We start from the raw sequence: 23,325 nt of genomic DNA, 5'->3' as shown, positions 1-23,325 counted from the left end.
CGGACCCCGTCGAGCAGGGGGATGCGGAAGCTGCCGGTGGTGGTGGCGGTGACCTCGTCATGGGTGAGGTTCACGAGGGTGGTGCGGGCGGCGCGGGCTTCGGCGCGGGCGAGCTGGGTGGCGAGGCGGGCGTCGGCGCCGTCGGGGTCGATGACCTCCTCGAGGTGGTCGGCCAGCCGGCGCAGGGTGTGGGTGTCGTGGGCGTGGGCCTGCCCGGCCAGGTACTCCTCGGCCTGGGCCACCAGGTCGCTGTCGACCTCGTCGGGCAGGGCGTCCAGGGCGGCCAGGATGACCGTGGCGGAGGCGGCCGGGAACGCGCCGTTCGCGAGCGCCGCCCGGGTCAACGGATGCTCCTCCAACCCCCGAGCCAGCGTGATCTGTCGCTTCGCCACACCAGGGGCCAGACGTACCCGGTCGCGGAGCCAGGCGACCAGGCTGGTCTCACCGTCATAGGCCGCCAGGTCGGAGGAGTCGGCCTGGGCCACCAGGGCCAGGGTGAGCTGCTCCAGCCGCGCCACCGCGGCATAGGCCTCACGCACACACTCACCCAACTGCTCCGGCGAGACCGCCCACAGCCGATCGACCTCGCCCCCGTCCAGCACCCCGTCCAGCACCTCGTGCAACCGACCCAGGAACCGATGCACCCCCGCCACCCGCGACGCCACGGGCCGACGGGGCGGCTCAGCGTTCACAACACTCATCAACACTCCACGGATGCACGACACGGACAGAGGAGAACGGTCTGCTGATCGACGTGGAGGTGGAGCCACCGGAGTGACTGACGATCGACTGCAACCGTACACCTGTTCGAATGCAAAGGCAACCCCACTGGATCGCGCCATCTTGAGACGCGACCCGTGCGACCCGTGTGACGTCAGGCGACGGCGGCCATCGCCGACAGCCATGCCCACGCGTCGAGGATGAACACGACGACCGCCGCGAACCTCAAGGAACGGTCCCACCTCGTGGTGACCACCCGGCCGATGACAGGCACGAGCACCGCTGCTACGAGCGGGGCAACGCCCGAGATGGTGCGGGACGCTCCCCCACGCTCCCAAGAACAGAGGAGCGCGACGTCCGCGCCCTGCGCCGAACACTCAAACGCCCACAAGCAGCAACCAGGTCACCCTCACCGGATGCGAAGCGTGAACTGCGCAGCCCCGGTGACGACGTCCCCCACCTGCGCCTTGGTCTGCGCCGCCGGCGTGCCGTCCTCGCTCGACGAGAGCTGCAGGCTGACGAGAAGCCCGTCGTTGCGCGGCGCCGTCTGCAGCGACCGGAGGAGCTGACCGAACGACGTCGGCTCACCGCCGAGCGTGGGGTCCCCGCTTCCGTCTCCGCCCTGGTCGCCCTCGGCGCCCACCTGCACCACGCCCGTGTCGCCACGCGGCGCGGAGCGCGGCACGTGGAGGCGGACGGTGACCAGCTTCGAGCCGAGCTCGTTGCGCCGCGATCCGAGGACGGCCCGCAGGACGACATCGCGCCCACGCCGGGTCCGGACCACCGAGTCCGGCCCGACGGTGCGCCACGCGTGCCGGGCCCGCACCTGCACCCTGGCGACGCGGAACGCCCGCACCTGATCGCTCATCGACGCGTTGACGCGGACCTGGTCGAGCGTCACGGCGGTGAAGTCGTTGCCCAGCAGCGCGTCGACCGCAGCCGGCGGCTCGAGGATGCTCGCGTAGCTCACGTCGGCGGAGTCGGCGAACCGGTTGGTGCGCGTGAGCGTGAAGGGCGCCCCGGCCGACGTGTGCCCACTGATGGTGAACTGGACGTACGACGAGCCCTTCCCGGTGTGGTCGAAGACGCGGTCCATGTTCGACAGCAGCCCGAGCGCGGTCGCCGTCGACGCGAAGTCAGGGACGCTGACCCGGGTGTCCCCGGTGCGACTCCGGCCGCGCGGCCCGGTCACGACCGTGCGCACCAGCGTGCTGGCGGGCGCGGCGCCGAGCTCGCCCTTGATGCCGGCCAGCCGGTCCTCGTCGACGACGCCGACCGGGCCGGTGGGGTTGGAGACCTTGAACGGCACGCCGAGCGGGTCCTCCTGGACGTAGACGACGCTGGCGGCATGCATCGTCATCGACGTGTCACCGGAGAACGAGAAGGGGTGCCCGAAGCCGACGACCGTGTCGCCGCAGACCATCGTCGTGGTGCCCGTGCCGACGGCCGAGAGGTCGCCGTACGACAGCGAGGCCGCGAGGTTGCTGCCCGCGAAGATCTGCCCGTCGCCGGCGAGCGGCGCGGTGACCGCCGGCGCGGCGCGGTAGAGACGGACGTTGCCCAGGTCGAGCCGGGACGCAGCCTTGCCGAGCCGGGCGCTGCTGAGGCCGGAGACGCCGACCGGGACGGCCAGCCGCTGGAGGCCGGAGCTCGCCGCCTGCTCGGTCGCCGCTCCGCCCGCGACCATGCGCGCCTGGATCCGGGCGGGCACGCTGACGCGCAGGCGAGGTTGCGGCTGCGGTGACGGAGCGGTGGTCAGCAGGGCCTGCATCTCGCCGGCGGGCGTCACGCCCGCCACCGGGGACGACCCGAAAGCCAGGCCGTACGACACCGCACCGATGAGGCGGCCGTCCGCGGCGTACACCGGAGAGCCGCTCATGCCCTCCCAGATGCCCCCGACGCGGTCGATCTCGGGCGAGGAGAGACGTACGACGATCATGTCCAGCCCGGCCGCGATGCCGTCGGTGATCGTGCCGAGGACCGTGCCGGTGAACGTGTCGGGGGCCGTCCCGGACGAGACCGTGAGGCCGTCGACCGGCTGGTCCTTGACCAGGTCTCCGACCGGGTAGGCCTGTGGGCACTGCGCCTCGGCGGGCGGCGGCACGGACCGGGCGGGGCCGGCTGCGAGCGTCGCGGTGCCCGCTGCCAGGGACATCACGCCGACCATGGCGGCCAGCGGCCGCCGCAAGGGGATGGACATCGAAGGTCTCCTTCGTCTCGGGCTCGGCCGGCGACAGCGATGTGCTGCTACAGCGATGTGGAGGTCGCGACCGAGGCCCCAGATACGAGGCCCACGTCAATCCACCCGTCCGCCCTCAGGCGACCGGCCGGAACGGGATCAGCTCGTCCACTCCGGGACGCACGATGCCCGCGGACGACTCCGGGACCTCGTTCCAGGCTCCGGGCAGGTCCCCCAACGGCTCGGAGACGACCAGCCGGGTCTCGTCGCCCGCGTTCAGGAGGACCGGGTTGTCGGGGTAGAGCTCACGCAGGCGGGTCACGTCGGTGGAGAAGAAGAGCGACCGCGACTTCCCCTCGCTCGAGTAGCGGAACGCCCAGACCGATTCGCCGTTGGCCGTCGCGACCGTCATCTGCACCGGATGCGGGATGCCGTGGTCCGAGGCCACCTTCTCCACCAGTCCGACCGCGCGCTCGACCGCCCGGATCGGGTCGTCGGTCAGGCCGAACGAGAGTGCCAGGAAGAAGAGCATCTCGGAGTCCGTCGAGCCCTCCATGTCCGCGAAGATCGACGGCTCGACCTGGAGCATGAGGTCACGCTTCATCTCGTGGAACCCGTTGATCATGCCGTTGTGCATCCAGAGCCAGCGGCCCCACCGGAAGGGGTGGCAGTTGCTGCGCTGCACCGCAGTTCCCGTCGCGGCCCGGATATGGGCGAAGAGCAGCGGCGTCCGGACCTGCCGAGCGATCTCGTGGAGGTTCGCGTCGTTCCACGCAGGGCTGACGTTCTTGTAGATCGCGGGCTCGGGACCCTCGCCGTACCAGCCGATCCCGAAGCCGTCGCCGTTGGTCGTCGTCGCCCCCATCGTGGAGTGGAGGCTCTGGTCGATCAGCGAGTGCTTCGGCTTGAAGATCAGGTCGTCGACCAGCATCGGGCTGCCGTAGTACGCCATCCACCTGCACATGCCCGCACCGAACCACAGCCGGGCGGCGAGGGTCTCACCCAGAAGGGGTGAAGGTACGCAGGCTCAGTCCTCGATCTTCGCCGCGCCCTGCCGCTTCAGCGCGAGCAGCCCGTCCCGCATCGCCTGCAGCTTCTCCGCCGAATGACCGACCCAATCGTCGACCTCGCCGACCACGCGCAGCGGTGTGCGGCTGCGGAAGGACTGCGTCGGGTTCCCGGGGAACTTCTTGTCGGTGACGTTGGGGTCGTCCTCGAACTCACCGGTCGGCTCGACGACGTAGATCCGACCACGATCCTCCCCGACGGCGAGCTCGGCGCCCCAGACCGCCGCGTCGAGGGTCGCGGTGAAGTAGATGAAGTTCATCGTCCGGCCGGCCTCGAAGTTCGACTCACGGCCCGGCACCAGCAGCTCGCCCATCGCGAGGACCGCCTTCGTGCCGTGCAGGTAGACGCCGGGCTGATAGACCTCGAAGGGCACCGACTCGCCTGTCGCGCTCATGCCACGACCCTAGGTCGTCGGCGCTGCGGCAAGGAGGACCGACTCAGCGCCGATCGGAGGCCAGGCGCCCGAGGGCCAGCGCCCCGACGAGGAGCCCGAAGTCACGGAGCGCGACGTCGTAGTAGTCGCCCAGGGTCACCAGGTTGACGATGATGCCGGCGAGCCAGAGCGCGACGACGTACGCGCCGATGCGTGGCCGGAGGGCGACGAGGACGCCGGCGAGGATCTCCACGACGCCGACCATCATCATCGCGTCGTGCGCCGAGCCCGGGACCAGGTCGTTGATCCACGGAGCCAGGTAGAAGTCCCAGTCGCTGAGGATCTGGGTGAACTTGTCGATGCCGAACACGATCGGCGCGACGGTGAAGACGGTGCGCAGCAGCAGGTACGCCTCGTCGGCGCCGGTGCGCTCGCGGCGGGCGGAGGTGGTGACGGGGCGTTCTGAGGTGGTCATCTGACGACTTCCCTTCCATCGGAGAAATGTTTCTCCGATGGAACACCCGTTGCCAGGTTTTCGTCAATAGAACTATCTTTTAGACGTGGACGCCGAGGGAGCCTCGTTCGAGCGGGACGTGCCGGTCATCGCCGCACTGGGCGATCCGGTACGTCGACGCCTCTACCGCGTGGTCGCCTCAGCCCCTGAGCCCATCGGTCGCGAGGACGCCGCGCAGCTGGCGGGCGTCGCGGTCCACACCGCGAAGTTCCACCTCGACAAGCTCGCCAAGGACGGGCTGCTCGAGATCGGCTACCGCCGCCTCTCCGGACGCACCGGTCCCGGGTCGGGTCGCCCGGCCAAGGTGTATCGCCGAGCCGCCCGCGAGTTCGCGGTGTCCCTGCCCGAGCGTCAGTACGACCTGCTGAGCCGCATCCTGGCGACAGCCGTGGTCGAAGCGACAAAGGCCGGTGAGGCCGTCGCCCCCGTGGCGGTCGCCGTGGCCCGCAAGGCTGGCACCGAGCACGGCAGCAGCCGGGCGGCCGAAGGCTCGGTCGAGGAGCAGCACACCGACTCCGACCTGGGCACGCTCACCGACGCACTGCTGCCACTGGGCTACGAGCCACGCGCCGAGGGCGAGGTCCTCGTGCTGCACAACTGCCCGTTCCACAAGGTCGCCCAGGACCAGACCGAGCTCGTGTGCGGGCTGAACCTCGAGTTCGTCGCCGGCGTGTGCGACGGCCTCGGCCGTCGCTCTCTCGTGCCCGAGCTGCATCCCGACCCGGATCGATGCTGCGTGACCGTCCGCAGCGCGTCGGGCCACGTCGGTCCGTCCGGCGCCGGGCGCTGATCGTCACAGGCCGAGCTCGCCGCGCTCCCGGCGTACCGGACCTCGGCCGAACCCTGGCGAACCGAACCCGGGCGAGCCGAACCCTGGCGATTTCGCCAGCGCGAACATCGACCGCTCGCGACCACGCTCGTGGACGTCGCCGGCACCTCCGCCGGCCCAAGCAGCGCGAAGGAGAACGCGATGTCCACCGAGCTCCACCACCCGCCCTCACCGCCCGATTCCGAAGACGCTCCGCGACGCCCCTGGGTCGTGCTGGCGCTGATGCTGACCGCCCAGGTGATGGTCGTGCTCGACGTCAGTGTCGTGAACGTCGCCCTGCCGAGCATCGCGTCCGACCTCCACCTGTCCTCGGGCGACTACCAGTGGGCCGTCAGCGCCTACGTGCTGCTCAGCGGCGGCTTCCTCCTGCTCGGCGGGCGGATGGCGGACCTGTTCGACCGGCGCCGGATGTTCCTGACCGGCCTCACGGTCTTCACCGTCGGCTCCCTGGTCTCCGGGCTCGCCGGCTCGCCGCTCACGCTGATCCTGGCTCGCGGCGGCCAGGGCGCCGGCGCCGCCATGCTGACGCCGGCCGCGATGTCGATCGTGGTGACCAGCTACGCGGGTCGCCAGCGCGCCACGGCCCTCGCCCTGTGGGGCACCGTCGCCAGCATGGGGATCGCCGCGGGCGTCCTGTTCGGCGGCATCCTCACGACCGTCTTCGACTGGCGCGCGGTCTTCTTCATCAACGTGCCGGTCGGTGCCGCTGTCCTCGCCGGCGTCCTCGCCAAGGTGCCGTCGATGCCCAGCACCGTCGGCGCTGACGCCCGACGGCTCGACCTCTCCGGCGCGCTGACCCTGGTGAGCGGCCTGCTCGTCCTCGTGTACGCCGTCCAGTCGACGACCAGCCACGGCTGGACCTCCGCACCGACCCTCGTCGCGGCTGCGGCCGCGGTCGTCCTGCTCGGCGCGTTCGTGGTCAACGAGCGCCGGGTCACCGCACCCATCGTCCCGCCCGCCACCTGGCGGATCCGCTCGCTGGTCTCCGCGTCGATCGTGATGGCCGGCGTGACCGGCGCCGTCGTCGGCGCGATCTTCCTGAGCTCGCTCTACCTGCAGCAGGTGCTCGGCTCGTCCGCGCTCGTGGCCGGTCTCCAGTTCCTGCCGCTCGCGGCGTTCATCACCGCCAGCGCCGCCGTCGCCTCCAAGGCACTCCCCCACGTCGGCGCGAAGAGGCTCATCGTCACCGGCCTGGCCGTCGCCGCCGCCGGCGCGCTCGTGCTCGCCTCGATCGACGCCGACCCGAGCTACCTGACCGACGTGCTGCCGGGCTTCGCCCTGCTCGGCCTGGGCGTCGGACCGATGTTCGTCGCGATCTCGGTCGCCGCGATGAGCGACGTCCCGCAGGAGCGGTCCGGCATGGCCTCCGGCCTGCTGATGACCGGTCACGAGATCGGCGCCGCGCTCGGCGTGGCGGTCCTCACCGCGGTCGCCGGCGACCTCACCACCCGGGCCGGCATCGTCCACGGCTCGCACGACGCCTTCCTCGCGATCGCGATCGGCCTCGGCGCCCTGCTGCTGCCGACCGCCCTCCTGCCGGGCCACGACCCCGAAGCCGCGTCATCCGCGGGCCACGGGCAGGGGCACGGCCACGGGCACGGCCACGGCCACGGCCACGGCCACTGAACCCGGCGGCTTCCCCGGTGCGACCACGGCCGGGGAAACCGACGCTGGACCTGTCGAAACACCTGGCACCACCGCACACCCCTGCACCCCTGCACCCCAGCACCGGACAGCGATGTCCGCCCCACCCACGAGAAGGAGAAGTCCATGTCCACCGCCACCAGCCGGATCTACCGGGTCACCGGGATGACCTGCGGCCACTGCGTGTCCGCCGTCGAGCGAGAGATCGGCGCCATCGACGGTGTCACGGACGTGACCGTCGACCTGGCGACCGGCGACGTCGTCGTCGACAGCACCCACCCGATCGCCGACGACGAGATCACCGCCGCCGTCGACGAGGCCGGCTACCTGCTCGGCTCCTGACCGCCGCCACCGCGCACCCCGCCTCGCGCGTCAGGACCGCGACGGACGACGCCTTCCCACCCCGAGTCCGCGGACCCGTGGACGAACCCATCCTGAGGAGACCCGCAATGCCACCACAGACCACCGCCACCGACGTCCGGATCCGACGGGCCGAGGTCGACGACGCCCCGCTCGTGCACACCATGCTCGTCGAGCTCGCCACCCACGAGAACACCGCCGATGCCGTCCACGCCACCGTCGACGACTGGCGCCGCATGCTCGCCGAACCCTCGGTCGTGGTGCTGCTCGCGTTCGCCGACGACCGGCCGGTCGGCTACGTCAGCGGCATCCGCCAGCTCAACCTGTGGGTCGGCCGTGACATCTTCGCCCTGGACGACCTGTACGTCCGGTCCGACGCTCGCGACCACGGCGTCGGGGGGCAGCTCATGGCCGCCCTCGCCGAGCACGCCGAGCACGACCGGCTCGTGATCACGTGGGGCGTTCGCGAGGACAACGCGGCCGGACACCGGTTCTACCGACGGCTCGGCGCCAGCCTGCGGACCAAGGTGGTCGCCGCCTGGCAGCCCAGCGCGTACGTCGACTACCTGGACCGCCGATGATGCGCGACACCCCGCGGACGTTCGTCGGCTCGGTCGTGTTCCTCCTCGACGGCCCGGTCTGCTGCCACATCACCGACGCGGTCCACGGCCACGTCGGACGGCTCCCGGGGGTGAGTCGCTGCGCCCTCGACGTCGCGGCCGGGACGCTCCTGGTCACCGCCGAGGAGCCCGTGGACCGGACCGACGTCATCGCCGTCCTCGACCGTGTCGGGTGCCGTGTCCGCAGCTGACGGTGCTCGCCGGCCGACCCGGTGACCTCACCGATCCCGGCTCAACCGACGCCGCCCGTGGCTACGCTGTCGTGCGTGTTGCGGGGGAGGGACCTGGAGCAGGCGGCACTGGCCGAGCTCCTCGACCGTGCGCGGGACGGACGCGGTTCCGCGCTGCTGCTGCGCGGCCAGCCGGGGGTCGGGAAGTCCGCGCTCCTCGAGGACGCCGTCGCCGCCGCGGACGACCTGACCGTGCTCCGGACGCGCGGGGTCGAGTCCGAGGCGCCGCTGCCGTTCGCGGCCCTGCACCGGCTCCTGCGCCCGGTGTTGGACGGGCTGGACGCGATCCCGGCCCCTCAGGCGCAAGCCCTGCGCGCGGCGTTCGGAGAGTCGACTGACGACGTCGGCGACCGCCACCTCGTCTTCCTGGCGACGCTGAACCTGCTCTCGGAGGTCGCCGCCCGAGGCGCGGTCGTCGCCGTCGTGGACGACGCCCACTGGCTCGACGACGCCTCGACCGCGGCGCTGCTGTTCGCCGCGCGCAGACTCGAGGGCGAGTCCGTCGCGTTGCTGTTCGCCGTACGCGACGACGCGACCGGGGCCTTCGACTCCCCCGACCTGCCGGTGCTGACCGTGCCCGGGGTGGACGCGGACGCCGCGGAGGCCCTGATCGCCGACCAGCTCGGGGCGACGGTCGCGCCTCAGGTGCGGGCTGAGCTGCTCGAGGTCACCGCCGGCAACCCGCTCGGGCTCCTGGAGCTGACCCGCGCCCTGAGCGCCGACCAGCTGTCCGGTCACGCACGGCTGCCGGACCGGCTGCCTCTGACCGAAGGTGTCGAGCGCACCTTCCTCGACCGCTACCGCCGCCTCCCCGCGTCTGCCCAGACACTGCTCCTGGTCGCCGCGGCCGACGACTCCGGCCGAGCCTCGACCATCGCCCGCGCTGCGCAGGGTCTCGGCGCGGACCCCGACGCGCTGGACGTCGCCGAGGAGTCGGGGCTGCTCGCGGAGAACGACGGCGTCCTGACGCTGCGTCACCCGCTGGTCCGGTCCGCGATCTACGGTGCCGCGACCAGCTCCAGACGACGTCAGGCCCACCGCGCCCTGGCGGACGCCTTGGCCGGGACACCGCAGGACGACCGACGGGCCTGGCACCTGGCCGCATCCGTCGACGGACCCGACGACGTGGTCGTCGCCGCCCTCGACGAGGCCGCGGAGCGAGCCCGACGCCGGGGCGGCCACGAGGCCGCTGCCTCGGCCTGGACGCGCGCCGCCGAGCTGACCCTCGACCCACACGCCCGCGCACGGCGGCTGTTCGCAGCGGCGGGGGCGTACGTCGCCGCCGGTCGTCCGATCGAGACCGACCGCCTCGCTCGTGCTGCGCTGCTGGACGCCACCGACCCCCTCCTGCGCGCAGACCTCATCGCTCTTCAGGGCCAGGTCGAGTGGAACACCGGGTCGCTCGACGAGGGCTACCGCCTGGTGTGCCAGGCGGCCACGACCGCCGCACCCCACGACCCCGCCCGGGCGCGCGTCCTGGCCATGCTCGCTGCCGCGCTCGCGTCCTTCGGGGCGCGGTCCGCCGATGCACCCGACCCCGCCACCATCGTCCCGCCCCCCGCGTCCACCGCACCACCGGAGGAGCTCGTCGCCGGATGGCTGCTCGATGGCTTCTCGGCCGTCCGTCGCAGCGACTGGGCCGAGGCCGCCGCGGCTCTGCGCCGCGCATGGGGGACACCGATCGGGCCGGACGCTCCACCGATGCTGCACCACAACCTCGCGATCGCGACCATGCACCTCGGGGACGACGCCCGCGCCATCGAGCTGCACGACCTCCAGCTCCAGCACGCCCGCGATGCCGGCGCGGTCAACATGGTCGAGCACGCGCTCACCCGCGGCGTCGTGTTCCGGATCGCGACCGGGGCGTGGGCCCAAGGCTCGTCGTACGCCCAGGAAGCCGTGCTGCTGGACCGCAACCTCGGGCTCGACGAGCTGGTCACCTTCCCTCTCGCCGAGCTCGCCGTCATCGCCGCACTGCGCGGCGCCCCCGACGCCCCCGCTCACCTCGACGAGCTGAGGCGTGCCCTCGAGCAGCACCCGCCGCGCGGCACGGTGGCCGGCCTCGTCGCAGGCCTCACGCACTGGGCCGCTGCCCGGCAACCCGACATCACTCCCGCTACCGCGCTCCATCACCTCGAGCAGATCGAGCTGCCGATCGCACGCGGACTCTCGGCGCTCGACCGGATCGAGACCGCCGTCCGAGCAGACCGCCGCGACCTGGCCGAGGAGTGGCTCGGCGAGCTCCGAGCGTTCGCCGAAGGCACCGACATGGCCTGGGCATGGGCGGCTGTCCACCACTGCCGAGCTGTCCTCGGTGGCGCGGAGGTCGAGGAGGACTTCCGCCAGGCGCTGGAGTGGCACGCCCGGTCGTCGCGGCTGCCGGCCCGGGCGCGCACACAGCTCGCGTTGGGTGAGTTCCTACGACGGGAACGACGCCGTAGCGACGCCCGCATCCCGCTGCGCGAGGCGCTCGAGACGTTCGAGACCCTCGGAGCCGGCTTCTGGGCCGAGCGCGCCCGGCAGGAGCTGCGAGCGTCAGGCGAGACCGCGCGCCGGGGCCCCGACCTCGTCGCCACCGAGCTCACGGCCCAGGAGTCCCAGGTCGCCGGCCTCGTGCGACAGGGCCTGTCGAACAAGGACGTCGCGGGCCGTCTGTTCATCAGCCCCCGAACGGTCGACTTCCACCTGCGCAACGTGTTCACGAAGCTCGGCATCAGCTCGCGCACCGAGCTCGTCGCACTCGCGCTCGACCCCGCCTGAGCGCCACTCCGCCCGCCCTCGGGGCTCGGGCGGCGGGCCAACCCGGTGAAATCGCCGGTGCGACCGCACGCGGGCCGATCGGACGATGGCGGCGCGCCCCACCGCACGGTGTCGGGCCAGCCTCCCCGTCGAGCAACGAAAGAGAGTCCACCGATGACCACTGACACGATCAGCTCCCGCCGGAACGCCGCGGACAGCTCGCTATGCCTCTCGGCGATCCTGCTCCTCGCCGGCCAGGTCCTGTTCATCCTCGTCACCCAGCTCCACGCCGGTGGCGATGCCAACGAGCACCGGTCGATCTTCGCCACGTACGCCCACAGCAGCGATTGGAAGGGCGTCCACGCGTTCCAGTTCCTGGCCGTCGCCATCACCGTCGCCGGGCTCGTCGCCCTCTGTTCCGCCTTGGAGGCCCGGACGCGTCGCCCGATGTGGGCCGCCCGGATCGGCGCGGTCCTCGCCGTCGTCTCCCTCGCGTTGTACGGCGTCCTCCAGGCCGTCGACGGTATCGGCAACAAGCAGGTCGATCACGCCTGGGCGTCGGCCGCCGATGCGGACAGGTCGGCGCGGTTCGCCAGCGCCGAGGCGATGCGCTGGCTCGAGTGGGGCATGAGCAGCTACCACGCCTACGCGCTGGGACTGGCGCTGGTCGCGTTCGCGGTCGCGATGGCGGCAGCCGGGACCGACGTGCCCCGGACGATCGCCACCCCGACCGGGCTGTCGGGCATCGCCTGCCTGGCCGAGGGCTGGGTCGCGGGCGCCCAGGGCTTCACCTCGACGCACTCGATCCTGATCATCGCCTCCTGGGTCTTCAGCCTGGCCTGGATGACCTGGCTGCTCGTGATCTCCCGCCGCGCAGGTCACGCCGTCGAGGCGCGGGACGTACGGCGATGAACGCTGCGACCGGAGCCCTTCACCCCGACTGGTCCGGCGGCCTCTACCCTGCCAAAGTGCTGCTCCCCGGCTACGAGATCCGCCCCTTGGCCATCGACGACGCGTCGGCGCTGAGGGATGCGTACGCCCGCAACCGCGACCATCTCGCGCCGTGGGAGCCGCGCCGGCAGGAGCAGTTCTTCACCGAGGCGTGGCACCACGAGGATGCTCGGGCCAAGGTCGCCGATGCCGCCGCGGGCCGGCAGGACCCCTGGCTGATCTGGCACGGGTCCGGGCAGGAGGCGGAGGTCGTCGGCCGGGTCAACCTGAGCAACATCGCCCGTGGTGTCTTCCAGAGCGCGAACCTGGGCTACTGGATCGACCACCGGCACACCGGCCGCGGGCTCGCGACCGCAGCGGTCCGGGCCGCCGTACGGCGCGCCGCCGACCTCGGCCTGCACCGACTCGAGGCCGGCACGCTCGCGCACAACGAGGCGTCCCAGGTGGTGCTGCGGCGATGTGGGTTCGAGCAGTTCGGCATGGCCGCGAAGTACCTGTTCATCGCAGGCGCCTGGCAGGACCACGTGATGTTCCAGAAGGTCCTCCACGACGACCCGCCGAGTTAGTCCGCCTGTGGACCCCGGGTCTGAGGGCCACGCCGCTGACCGCCTCAGGAGACGTGCAGCTCGGTGCCGGCATCCGCGCACAAGGACTGCGCACCGAAGCTGAGCTCCGTCGATGGGGTCGTCGCCTGGAGTGCGTACCAGCCTGCCTGCTCGATGTAGGTGCTGAACGGCAGCGTCGTGCCACCGTTCATCTTGTGGCTCGGCGAGTCGAGGATCGTCCCCTTACAGCCCGCGAGCCTCAGGGCCTGCTCGGTGGCATAGGGACCGTACACATTGAGGGTCACGTCGACGCCCGGCGTCCCGGACCACCCGGACAGGGCGACGTCGACCGTGGCGTTGTCGGGCGCCTTGAGCGTCGTCGGGTTCCGCGCGGTCATCGAGAGCACGGCCACCGCCTTCACCGTTGTGTCTGCCCCACACGCTGCGACGGGAAGCGCCGTAGGCGTGCCCGCGACAGCCACGTGCCAGACGTAGTAGCCGGCGACGCGGGGCGTCAGGCCCGGCAGCACGTAGTGGCCGTCAGCCCTCACGGTCGTCCGCACGGTCCCGACCGACTGACCCGCGCACTGCGCCAGCGAGGCCGAGCCGGCGGGTCCGTACAGGGTCCCGACGGCGGAGCGCGACGTGCCATCACCGGTGACGGTCACCGCGACCTGCGCCGGCGAACCGGCTGCAACGGTGACCGGATTGGTCGGCAGACCGAGCGCCTGCGGACCTCGTACGGGTGCCAGCGTGCTGGCGACGAGCGTCCTCCGGTCGCCTCCCTCGGCGGCGGCCGCCTGGCCCCGTCGGAGCGGCAGTCTCAGGTGGAGGCGGTGCTCGGGCACCTCACGCACGATGGCGGTGATGCGGTGCCACCCGGCCTTCGAAGCCGCGAACCGCGCCACCGCGCGGCCGTTGTCACCGGTCACGGCCCGGCTCGACGCGGCGCCCGTGGCGGCGATGGTCAGGGGCAGGCCGGCTGCCGGCCGGCCGTGGCCATCGGTGACCGTCACCGTCGCCTCGATCGTGCCGCCCACGTCGGTGCCCGTCGCCGTCACCCGCACGCGGTACGGCCCAGCGTGGCGCCGCGACTCGTTCAGCATGATCCGCGCGAACCGACGCACCGTCAGCCAGTCGGGCGTCTCGTTGATGCGACGCGCACCCCGAGCACCGCTGGTGCTCCAGCGGCCACCGACCAGGAGGGCGTAGACGCTCGCGTCGACGGCGGCGGCCTGCGTGGCGTCGCGGTAGCCGCCGTACTTGGACAGGATCCAGGCCGCGCGCGCCGTCTCCCCACGCGTGGCCCCGCTCCGGCCGCTGAGGTCGTCGACGAGGCGAGCGCGCTGGTAGCCCCGACGGTTCGGCTCGCGGCTCGGAGTGACCAGGAAGATCGGCGTCGCGCCGATCCGATATCCGCCGATCCAGCCACCGGCCGCGCGACCGGTGCGCGGGATCTCGTAGCCGGCCCACCGTCCGGCGGAGTGCGCGGCCGATGCGGTGACCACCGTGGGCACGGCGACGAGTGGCATCGCGACCAGGAGGAGCGTGACGATCAGGAGACTGCCGCGCCGGATGACGGTGAGCGAGCGGAACATGACTGCCTCCTCAACCTACGGGACCGACCGGCTGGGCGCCGGGGTCCCTCGGCTGGCGGGTGGGGTGAGGTCGCGGGGCCGGATGCGGTTGCGGGTTGCCGCTGCTCGGCTGTGGAGCCGCCGACCCCGCGGCGCTCGACCCCGCGCTCGACCCGGTGGTAGACCCCGCGCTCGACGCGGCAGGTGGTGTCGCTGCGTCGACCGCCTCGACCGTGGTGCCCGAGTTGGTGTGGGCCGCCGCGTTCACGGGTACGGCGACCGGCCGGTCGGGGATGCGCAGCCGTCCGCCCACCGCGGCAGCGACCGACGAGGTCGCCAACCAGCGGTAGATCCCCGGTCGGAGGCCGCTCAGCTCCAGGCGGCGACCGTTGGGGCTACGCACCAGCACGCTGCGCACGATGTTCCCGCCGACGTTCCCGTGCATCTCGATGCGGACCAGCGCGGGCTGGGTCGCGGTCCGGACCAGGAAGGCCGCTCGGCCGGCGGTGGCACCGACGAGGCGGACCAGCATCGTGCTCGGGTGGATCGCACTGTCGGCTGGGAGCACCCCGACGTTCGGGTGCGTGACGCCAGGCGAACCCGCGCCACCGCCGTTGTTGCCCCCACCGGGCGTATGGCCGACTCCGAGCACGACGATCGAGGCTGCCAGGAGCAACGCGGCCACGCCCAGAAGCCGCACCATCGCGCCTCGGCCGCCGGTGGACACCACAGGCTCACGCGGTCGATCCGCGATCACCACGCCCCCGCGGACGGCGGAGGTCGCGGCGGCAGGACCGAGGAGACGGGCGAACTCCGGCTCCTCCTCGTCCGGGTCGTCCCCGCGGAGGGTCGGCGTCGGCACGTCAGGACGGGCGGGAGCCGCGTGCACCGGCACCGGCACGGACGCGGGCACGTCCGGATCGTCGGTGGCGGTCCGCGACTCCGCGAGTGCGGGCTCGATCAGCTCGACGATCGTGCGCGACGGCGGCACGCCGAGCTCCTCCCTCACGGCGTGGCGGTAGCGGTCGAACTCGAGCAGAGCACTGCCGAGGTCGCCGCGGCCGAGATGGGCGCGGATCGCGAGCTCAGCGGCCGACTCCAGGAGCGGGTTGACGTCGGAGATCGCGTGCGCTGCATCCACACAGAGCGCCAGGTCACCGGCCTCGATCGCCTGCCGAGCGATCCGCTCCAGCGCCTTGACGCGCAGCTGCTCGAGCCGCTCGCGCTCGGGCAGCACCCACTCGTCGTACCAGCCGGGGAGCAGCTCCTCCCCCACCAGCAGGCCGAGCATCGCCGCGGCCGCGCCCTCCGCGATCGCGTCCTCGGCCGCCGCGGCATGCCTGAGCTCGTCCACGTCGACCTCGACGTCGGCGTCCAGCCCGATGCTGAGGCGGTCGGCCTGCAGCAGGCCGGGGCAGCGCTCCTGCGTCTGACGGACCGCGCGACGCAGGCTCGCCAGTGCCCGGTCATCCGTGCTGTCCGGCCAGAGGACGCCGGCGACGTGCAGGCGGCTGCTGCGGCCCGTGAGGCCGAGCACGGCGGTGAGGCGCTGCTCGCGATGGCTCAGAGCGACGTCTTCGCCGTCGGCCACCAGCTGCCATCGACCCAGCAGACGCAGGCTGCAGGACTGCGCCCGGCCTCTGCTGTGCTGTGTCACCTCTGCCTCCCCCGAGACCCGACGACCTCGTGGTGGCGTCGCGATTCGCGGCGCCACAGTCCGCCAAGACGGCATCTTTGATCATGGCAACATGGCGCTACCGGTGACGGAACGCACGTCGGCCATACCCCACATTGGGCATGAACCGCCCGCGGACGTCATACGAGGTGGCCGCGATAGCCGCCGACTCGTATGACGTCCGGCAGGGCGGCAGCGGCCGCAGCTGCACATGCCGGAGGGCCCCGCCCGGATCACTCCGGACGAGGCCCTCGGACCGGCCGGCCCGAGGTCGTCGTACCGGACAGCGACGTCCAGTGCGACTCGGTCGGCGTCATCCGACGAGGACGACGGTCTTGGCTTCGAGGTACGCCGCCAGGCCGTCGGTGCCCATCTCCCGACCCAGCCCCGAGGACTTGAAGCCCCCGAACGGCGCCGTGGGTTCGGTGGCGAACCCGTTGACGGTGATCGTCCCGGTGCGGATGCGTCGGGCCACGTCCAGTCCGCGCTCGGTGTCGGCGGTGAAGACCGCTCCCGACAGGCCGAACTCGGAGTCGTTGGCGATGCGGACCGCGTCGTCCTCGTCCTCGTAGGGGATCAGGCAGACGACCGGCCCGAAGATCTCCTCCTGCGCGATCCGCATCGAGCTCTCGACGTCGCCGAACAAGGTGGGCTCGACGTAGTAGCCGCCCTCCAGGCCGCGCGGCACGGCGCCGCCGGCCAGGAGCGTCGCACCCTCCTCCAGCCCGAGCTGGATGTAGTCGAGGTTGCGCCGCTGCTGTCGTGCCGTGACGAGTGGTCCCACCTGCGTCGCCGCGTCCATCGGGTCTCCGACGGCGAGCGCCGAGGCCGCGGCAGCGAGCCGGGCGGCGACCTCGTCGTACCGGCTGCGCGGGGCGAGCACCCGCGTGAGGGCGATGCAGGCCTGACCGTTGTTGAGCGCCCAGGACGCACCGGCGATGACCGGCACCGCGGTGTCCAGGTCGGCGTCCTCGAGCAGGACCGCTGCCGACTTGCCGCCGAGCTCGAGGGTGAGCCGGCTCAGGTTGCCGGCAGCGACCTCCATGACCCGCTTGCCGGCCGTGACGGACCCCGTGAAGGAGACCTTGTCGACGCCGGGGTGTCCGACCAGGTACTCGCTGACCTCACGGTCGGCGGGAAGGACGCTCAGCACGCCACTCGGCAGGCCGGCCTCGGCGCTCGCCTCGGCGAGGAGGTTGGCGTCGAGGGGTGCCTCGGGCGACGGCTTGAGGATCACGGTGCAGCCGGCGGCCAGGGCGGGGGCGAGCTTGAGGGACGCCGCGAAGGCCGGCACGTTCCACGGGATGACGGCGGCGACGACACCGACCGGCTCACGGCGGACCACGACCGGCCCGCGCAGGCCGTCACGCCGCTCCTCGAAGGCGAAGCCGCGGGCGACGCTCGCACTGATCGCATAGATCGCGGCCGACACGCCCGCCTGCGCACGGGTGCTGAAGGTGATCGGCGAGCCGTTCTGCCGGGTGATGAGTGTCGCGATCTCCGGGATCTGCTCGGTGAGCAGCGTGCTCAGCCGCTCGAGGACGGCGAGCCGCTCATCGAGCGGCAGCCCCGACCAGCGGCCATCGTCGAACGCCTCGCGCGCGGTCGCCACGGCGGCATCGACATCCTGTCGCGAGGCGTGGGGGACGCAGCCGACCGGCGACCCGTCGTGCGGGTTCACCACCTCGATGACGTCCGCGCCCGCAGGCTCGACCCAGCGACCACCGATGAACAGCCGGTCGTAGTCATAGACCCGGCGCTGGAGCGCGTTCACATGAACCTCCCCCCGGTGACCTCGGCGACCGTGCCGGTCATGTACGACGACAGGTCGGAGGCGTAGAAGAGCGCCACCTTGGCGACCTCGTCCGGCTCGCCGGCGCGCTGCATCGGCACCTCGGCCAGCTTCTGGTCCCACACCCGCTCGGGCATCGCCTCCGTCATCGCCGTGCGGATCAGGCCCGGCTGGATGACGTTCACCCGGATGTTGCGGTGTGCGACCTCCTTGGCAGCAGCCTTGGAGAGCCCGACGATGCCGGCCTTGGCGGCCGAGTAGTTCGTCTGTCCGACGAAGCCGACCTTGGCGGAGATCGACGACATGTTGACGATCGACCCACCCCCGAACTCGCGCATTCGGGCAACAGCGGCCCGCGTGCCGTTCCAGCAACCACGCAGGTGGACGTCGATGACGCGGTCGAAGTCGTCCTCGGTCATCGTCCGCAGGGTGGCGTCGCGGGTGATGCCGGCGTTGTTGACCATGACGTCCACACCGCCGTACGCCGTCACCGCGGCGTCGAGCAGGGCCTCGACCTCGGCGACGGAGGTCACGTCGCAGCGCACGCCGATGGCCTCGCCCGCGAGGGACTCGGCGGCCTCCTTCGCGCGCGTCTCGTCGAGGTCGGCGACGACGACCATGGCCTCGTTCTCAGCGAAGAGGCGTGCGATCGCGAGCCCGATGCCCTGGGCTGCCCCGGTGATGACAGTGGTTCGTCCGGCGAGCACCGTCACGACCTCCCCGTCTGGGCCGCGCGCACGAGCGAGCGTCCGATGATGAGCCGCTGGATCTCGCTGGTCCCCTCGTAGAGCCGCATCAGGCGTACATCGCGGTAGATCCGCTCGACGGGGACCTCGCGCATGTAGCCCGTGCCGCCGTGCACCTGGACGGCGAGGTCAGCGACCTTCCCGGCCATCTCTGTGCAGTAGAGCTTCGCCGCCGAGGGGGCGATCCGGGTGTCGGCGCCGGTCGCGTACAGCCGGGCAGCCTCGCGCACCAGAGCCCGGCCGGCCAGGACGCCGGCCTGCTGGTCCGCCAGCATCGCCTGGACGAGTTGGAAGTCCCCGATCGGCGTGCCGCCCTGCGTGGCGGAGGCGGCGTACGCGACCGACTCGTCCAGCGCACGCTGCGCCGAGCCGACCGCCATCGCGGCGACGATGAGTCGGCCGCGGACCACCGACGACATCGCCGCGCGGTAGCCGACCTCGACGTCGCCGCCGACGACCGCGTCGGGACCGACCCGCACGCCGTTGAAGGTGACGTCCGCGGTGCGCGACCCCTCCTGTCCCATCTTGGCGTCCTTCGCCCCGACCTCGAGGCCCGGTGTGTCAGCCGGCACGAGGAACACCCCGATGCCAGCCTCGCTCCCGTCCGCCCGATGCACTCGTGCGAAGACGACGAAGAGCTGCGCGTCGGGCGCGTTCGTGATGAAGCGCTTCGAGCCGTCGAGGACCCAGCCGTCACCGTCGGGGCGAGCGCTCGTCCGCATTCCCGCCGGGTCGGAGCCGGCGCCCGGCTCGGTCAGGGCGAAGGAGGCGACGACGCGCCCCGCGGCGAGCTCGGGCAGCCAGCGCGCACGCTGCTCGTCCGTGCCGTAGCGGACGAGGACCTGGCCAGCGATGCCGTTGTTGGTGCCGAACATCGAGCGCACCGCCAGGCACGTGTAGGCCAGCTGCATGGTGACCTCGACGTCCTGGACGATGTCCAGTCCGAGCCCACCCCACTCCTGCGGGAGCGCGTAGCCGAACAGGCCCATCTCGGCCACCTGCGCACGCAGGTCGGCAGGGATCGCGTCGCTCGTCATGATCTCCGTCTCGCGCGGCACGACTCGCGTGCGGACGAAGTCGGTGACCTGCCGGAGGACGTCGGCGAACACGTCGTCGGGGACGTCGGGATTGCCGACGTACGTCGACGGGTCGCTGGCGAGGGTGGTCATGGCTGCTCCACTTCCAGTTGGGCTTCGAGTTGGGCGGTGTGTGGGGTGGGTACGGCGGCCAGGCCGGTACTCGCGGTCGGGATCCGTGGGACGACGACCGCGATGCGGGAGCGCGCCTTGCGGAGGAACTCGACGACGCCCCCGGGCATCACGAAGACGACCACGATGAGGACCGCGCCGTAGACCGCGGTCGAGAGCACCGTGCCGTCGCTGTCGGAGACGAGCGGGAGCGCCCCGGCCCAGGACTTGCTGAGCTCGGGCAGCCAGACGACCGCCACTGCCCCGATGACAGCGCCGGAGATCGTGCTCGCCCCTCCGATCACCATGCCGGTGATCAAGGTGACGGCGGCCAGGAAGCCGCCGCTGTCCGGTCCGACGATCGGTACGGCGAGCATCATCAGTGAGCCGGCCAACGAGGCGTAGGCCGCGCTGACCGCGAAGGTCGAGGTCCGCCATACGGCCGGATGGACGCCGGAGACGGCTGCCCCGATCGCGTTGTCCCGCAGCGAGAGGACAGCGCGACCGACGCGGCTGCGCATCGCGTTCGACGCCAGCAGGAAGAGCACCGCGGCGAAGGTCGAGATCGTCAGGAGCACCCAGCCGGCGCTCGTCACGGCGAACGGCAGCCAGGACGGCGGCTGCCAGACGATGTAGGCGAGCTTGCCGTTGGCGCCGCCGGTGAGCGCGCTCAGCTGGTCCATCTTCACGACGCTCGGGAAGGCCAGCGCCACCGCCAGGGTGACCAGGGCGAGGTAGAGGCCGCTGATCCGGAGCGCGGGCAGCCCGAGCAGGAGGCCGACGACGGCGCCGGCGACCGCGGAGATCGGGAGCGTCCCGACGAAGGACACCCCGTAGTCGCTGTAGAGGATCGCCGTCAGGTAGGCGCCGAAGCCGAAGAACGCGCTGTGGCCGAGCGCCATCTGGCCGCCGTACCCGATGATCAGGTTCATCCCGAGCAGGGCGACCGACCACGCCGCCACCGCGCTGAACTGGACCATCCGGTAGTCGGGCTGGGTGAGCGCGATGACCAGGACGAGGACGGCGAGGCCGCCGTAGAGCAGCGCCTGCCAGAGCCGGTGCTCACGGGAGCCGTGCTGGATCGTTCGTGCCGTCATACCCGCACCACTCTCGCCTTGCCGAACATGCCCTGGGGTCGGACGAGCAGCACCACGACGATGACCAGGAGGGCCATCACGAGGCTGAGCTCGGAGCCGATGAAGCTGAAGAACGCGGGCACCAGCGCTTCCACCAGACCCACCACGACGCCTCCGACGACGGCGCCGGGGATGCTGTCGAAGCCGCCCAGCGCTGCCGCGGCGAGTCCGTAGAGGATCACCGACGCCATGAGGTTGAAGTCCAGCGAGCCGGTCGTCTGGGAGAAGAGGACCGCCGCCAGCGTGCCCAGCCCGGCGGCCAGCGCCCAGCCCAGCATCAGCATCCGGTCCTTCGGGATGCCGACGAGCAGCGCCGAGTCCGCGTTGGCCGCGACCGCCCGGTAGCCGAGGCCGAGCCTCGTGCGCTGGAGGAGGAGGTGCAGCAGCAGGACGACGACGCCGAGCGTGATCCAGACGCCGACAGCGGAGTATCGGATCGCGAACTGAGGAGGCCCGTGCATGACGACGAGATGGTCGTCCGGCCGGGACGGGAACGGTCGCACCGGCTGGAGCGGGTCGGTCCCCCAGATGACGCTGTCGATGGAGTTGAAGATGAGGAAGAGCCCGAGCGTCACCAGGATCACGCCCATCCCGCCCCGGCGCTCCACCGGCTGCACCAGCGTGCGTTGGAGCAGCGCGCCGACGATCATCGAGATCGCGATCGCGGCCGGGATCGAGATCCAGTACGGCACGCCGTGGCTCACGGAGACGGAGAAGACGAGCAGGCAGCCGATCGTGCCCATCTCCCCCTGGGCGAAGTTCATGTGGCCCGTCGTGCGATAGATGATCACGACGCTGAGCGCCATAAGTGCGTACACCGCGCCGTTCGACAGACCGTTGGTGAGCAGTTGGAGGACGTAGGAGGCATTGAAGAAGGCGTCGTTGACGCCGGGGAGCGCCAGGGGCAGCGCGAGCATGGGGAACACAGTCGACCTCCTAGAACCCGAGGTAGGCGCGGCGAACGCCGTCGTCGGCTTGCAGATCGGATGCGGGACCGCTGAGCACGATCTCGCCCGACTCGATGACATAGGCCCTCGTGGCGATGGACAGGGCGAGCGAGGCGTTCTGCTCGACGACGAGGAGCGCCGTCCCGTCGGTGCGGTTGAGCTCGGCGAAGATCTCGAAGAGCTGGTGGATGACCAGCGGCGCCAGTCCGAGCGACGGCTCGTCGAGGAGCAGCAGCTGCGGGCGGCTCAGGCACGCCCGTGCGACGGCGAGCATCTGCTGCTCCCCTCCGGAGAGGGTGCCGGCGACCTGTGCGCGTCGGTCCGAGAGACGCGGGAAGGTGTCGTACCAACGCTCCATGTCACTGCGTATGCCGGCGCGGTCACGGCGCACGTAGGCGCCGGCCTGGAGGTTCTCCTCCACCGTCAGCTCCGGGAACGTCCCACGACCCTGCGGCACGTGCGCCATGCCGAGCCCGGCGAGGTGCTCGGTGCGGACCCCGGACAGCGACCGGCCGTCGAAGCGCACGCTCCCGCTCACGGTGAGCCCCGGCATCTGACACAGCGCTCGCAAGGTGGTCGTCTTGCCCGCGCCGTTGGCGCCCATCAGGACGACGACCTCGCCGGGCTCGACCGAGAGGTCGATCCCGTGCAGCGCGCGGACCTGGCCGTACGACGCCTGTAGACGCTCGACCTCCAGCAACGTCATGCCACACCGCTTCCCAGGTAGGCCTCGATGACCGCCGGGTCGTCGCGGACCGCCGAGGGGGCGCCGTCGGCGATCTTGCGGCCGAAGTCGAGGACGACGACGTTGTCCGAGAGCCCCATGACCATCTGCATGTGGTGCTCGACGAGCAGCACCGAGAGGTCGAAGTCGGCCCGGATCGCCCGGATCGTGTCGGCGAGCTCGCCCACCTCGGAGTGGGTCAGCCCCGAGGCCGGCTCGTCCAGCAGCAGCAGCCGTGGGCTCGCGGCCAAGGCACGGGCGATCTCGACCCGCTTGAGGGTGCCGAAGGGCAGCCCGGCGCACGGACGGAACGCGTGCTGCTCCAGGCCGAGGTACTGCAGCAGGCCCCAGGCACGGGCGAGCTGCTCCTCGTCCTCCCGGCGCGTGCGGATCCGGAGAGCCGAGGTCAGCCAGTTCTGCCGCGACGACGAGTGCGCGCCCACCATCACGTTCTCGGCGACGGTCAATGACGGGAACAGTGCGAGATTCTGGAACGTCCGGGCGATGCCGAGCCGGGCCGTCCCCCAGGCGGGCACCGCGAGCAGGTCGCTGCCGGCGAACGAGATCGAGCCACTGGTCGGCTGGTAGACGCGGCTGATGCAGTTGAACAGCGTCGTCTTGCCGGCGCCGTTCGGACCGATCAATCCGCAGATCTGGCCCTGCTCGACGACGAACGAGAGCTCGTTGAGGGCGAGGATGCCGCCGAAGCGGACGGTCACGTCTGCGACGTCCAACAGTGCCATCGTGTTTCTTCCTTCTCCGACCATGT

Annotated in this window: 22 protein-coding genes; 8 read left to right on the top strand and 14 right to left on the bottom strand. The window is 71.7% G+C overall.

The genetic code is table 11. The features are described from left to right. The 5 genes from ABD205_RS09105 to ABD205_RS09085 form a co-directional block, all read right to left on the bottom strand. On the bottom strand, nt 1–701 hold a 701-nt coding region (locus tag ABD205_RS09105; protein ID WP_344044434.1), incomplete at its 3' end, for a DUF222 domain-containing protein. A 428-nt stretch (nt 702–1,129) separates the two neighbouring features. Next, the gene (locus ABD205_RS09100) at nt 1,130–2,920 is read right to left on the bottom strand and encodes a hypothetical protein (protein WP_344044433.1); all 1,791 of its coding nucleotides are present in this window, start codon (nt 2,918–2,920) and stop codon (nt 1,130–1,132) included. Between the two features lie 115 nt (nt 2,921–3,035). Next, nucleotides 3,036–3,863: a class II glutamine amidotransferase gene (locus tag ABD205_RS09095; RefSeq protein WP_344044432.1), complete on the bottom strand. Its 828-nt coding sequence runs from the start codon at nt 3,861–3,863 to the stop codon at nt 3,036–3,038. Between the two features lie 63 nt (nt 3,864–3,926). After that, a complete protein-coding gene (gene arr / locus ABD205_RS09090; protein ID WP_344044431.1) occupies nt 3,927–4,361 on the bottom strand; it encodes an NAD(+)--rifampin ADP-ribosyltransferase in 435 nt (144 codons plus the stop codon). Nucleotides 4,362–4,404: 43 nt separating this feature from the next. Continuing rightward, complete coding sequence (locus tag ABD205_RS09085; protein ID WP_344044430.1) at nt 4,405–4,815, bottom strand: hypothetical protein; 411 nt, start codon at nt 4,813–4,815, stop codon at nt 4,405–4,407. A gap of 85 nt (nt 4,816–4,900) precedes the next feature. Here ABD205_RS09085 and ABD205_RS09080 point away from each other — a divergent pair, with 85 nt between their 5' ends. From ABD205_RS09080 to ABD205_RS09045, 8 genes are all read left to right on the top strand, one after another. Continuing rightward, nucleotides 4,901–5,644 carry a helix-turn-helix transcriptional regulator gene (locus ABD205_RS09080; protein ID WP_344044429.1) on the top strand — a complete coding sequence of 248 codons (744 nt, stop codon included), beginning with the start codon at nt 4,901–4,903 and terminating at the stop codon, nt 5,642–5,644. A gap of 180 nt (nt 5,645–5,824) precedes the next feature. Then, the gene (locus ABD205_RS09075; RefSeq protein WP_344044428.1) at nt 5,825–7,309 is read left to right on the top strand and encodes an MFS transporter; all 1,485 of its coding nucleotides are present in this window, start codon (nt 5,825–5,827) and stop codon (nt 7,307–7,309) included. A 144-nt stretch (nt 7,310–7,453) separates the two neighbouring features. Then, nucleotides 7,454–7,669, top strand: a complete 216-nt coding sequence (locus tag ABD205_RS09070; RefSeq protein WP_344044427.1) for a heavy-metal-associated domain-containing protein — start codon at nt 7,454–7,456, stop codon at nt 7,667–7,669. A 107-nt stretch (nt 7,670–7,776) separates the two neighbouring features. Then, the gene (locus ABD205_RS09065; protein ID WP_344044426.1) at nt 7,777–8,268 is read left to right on the top strand and encodes a GNAT family N-acetyltransferase; all 492 of its coding nucleotides are present in this window, start codon (nt 7,777–7,779) and stop codon (nt 8,266–8,268) included. After that, nucleotides 8,268–8,498, top strand: coding sequence for a hypothetical protein (locus ABD205_RS09060; RefSeq protein WP_344044425.1), 231 nt, complete (start codon nt 8,268–8,270; stop codon nt 8,496–8,498). Before ABD205_RS09065 ends, ABD205_RS09060 begins: the two co-directional genes overlap by 1 nt. 75 nt (nt 8,499–8,573) lie before the next feature. After that, nucleotides 8,574–11,297, top strand: coding sequence for a helix-turn-helix transcriptional regulator (locus ABD205_RS09055; protein ID WP_344044424.1), 2,724 nt, complete (start codon nt 8,574–8,576; stop codon nt 11,295–11,297). A gap of 153 nt (nt 11,298–11,450) precedes the next feature. Then, a complete protein-coding gene (locus ABD205_RS09050) occupies nt 11,451–12,188 on the top strand; it encodes a hypothetical protein (protein WP_344044423.1) in 738 nt (245 codons plus the stop codon). 56 nt (nt 12,189–12,244) lie between these two features. Then, a complete protein-coding gene (locus ABD205_RS09045) occupies nt 12,245–12,793 on the top strand; it encodes a GNAT family N-acetyltransferase (RefSeq protein WP_344044422.1) in 549 nt (182 codons plus the stop codon). A 44-nt stretch (nt 12,794–12,837) separates the two neighbouring features. Here ABD205_RS09045 and ABD205_RS09040 read toward each other — a convergent pair whose 3' ends face one another. The 9 genes from ABD205_RS09040 to ABD205_RS09000 form a co-directional block, all read right to left on the bottom strand. Beyond that, on the bottom strand, nt 12,838–14,370 hold the full coding sequence (locus ABD205_RS09040; protein ID WP_344044421.1) for an Ig-like domain-containing protein: 1,533 nt from the start codon (nt 14,368–14,370) through the stop codon (nt 12,838–12,840). Nucleotides 14,371–14,380: 10 nt separating this feature from the next. Then, on the bottom strand, nt 14,381–16,006 hold the full coding sequence (locus tag ABD205_RS09035) for an AfsR/SARP family transcriptional regulator (protein ID WP_344044420.1): 1,626 nt from the start codon (nt 16,004–16,006) through the stop codon (nt 14,381–14,383). A 331-nt stretch (nt 16,007–16,337) separates the two neighbouring features. After that, entirely contained in the window at nt 16,338–17,798 is a 1,461-nt protein-coding gene (locus ABD205_RS09030) for an aldehyde dehydrogenase (protein ID WP_344044419.1), read from the bottom strand. Continuing rightward, nucleotides 17,795–18,529: a 3-oxoacyl-ACP reductase FabG gene (gene fabG, locus ABD205_RS09025; RefSeq protein ID WP_344044418.1), complete on the bottom strand. Its 735-nt coding sequence runs from the start codon at nt 18,527–18,529 to the stop codon at nt 17,795–17,797. The genes ABD205_RS09030 and fabG overlap by 4 nt, the downstream gene beginning before the upstream one ends. Next, a complete protein-coding gene (locus tag ABD205_RS09020) occupies nt 18,526–19,731 on the bottom strand; it encodes an acyl-CoA dehydrogenase family protein (RefSeq protein WP_344044417.1) in 1,206 nt (401 codons plus the stop codon). Before ABD205_RS09020 ends, fabG begins: the two co-directional genes overlap by 4 nt. Further along, entirely contained in the window at nt 19,728–20,846 is a 1,119-nt protein-coding gene (locus ABD205_RS09015) for a branched-chain amino acid ABC transporter permease (RefSeq protein ID WP_344044416.1), read from the bottom strand. Before ABD205_RS09015 ends, ABD205_RS09020 begins: the two co-directional genes overlap by 4 nt. Continuing rightward, nucleotides 20,843–21,802, bottom strand: coding sequence for a branched-chain amino acid ABC transporter permease (locus ABD205_RS09010; RefSeq protein ID WP_344044477.1), 960 nt, complete (start codon nt 21,800–21,802; stop codon nt 20,843–20,845). Before ABD205_RS09010 ends, ABD205_RS09015 begins: the two co-directional genes overlap by 4 nt. Before the next feature lie 19 nt (nt 21,803–21,821). Beyond that, nucleotides 21,822–22,538 (bottom strand): ABC transporter ATP-binding protein, encoded by a 717-nt coding sequence (locus tag ABD205_RS09005; RefSeq protein ID WP_344044415.1) that lies wholly within the window; start codon nt 22,536–22,538, stop codon nt 21,822–21,824. Further along, on the bottom strand, nt 22,535–23,299 hold the full coding sequence (locus tag ABD205_RS09000) for an ABC transporter ATP-binding protein (protein WP_344044414.1): 765 nt from the start codon (nt 23,297–23,299) through the stop codon (nt 22,535–22,537). Before ABD205_RS09000 ends, ABD205_RS09005 begins: the two co-directional genes overlap by 4 nt. Nucleotides 23,300–23,325: the final 26 nt, after the last annotated feature.

Source organism: Nocardioides panacihumi, from assembly GCF_039530925.1.
GTDB classification, from domain to species: Bacteria; Actinomycetota; Actinomycetes; order Propionibacteriales; family Nocardioidaceae; genus Nocardioides; species Nocardioides panacihumi.
The sequence above is the reverse complement of the archived record's forward strand: the minus strand, read 5'-3'. Positions and strand labels throughout refer to the sequence as shown.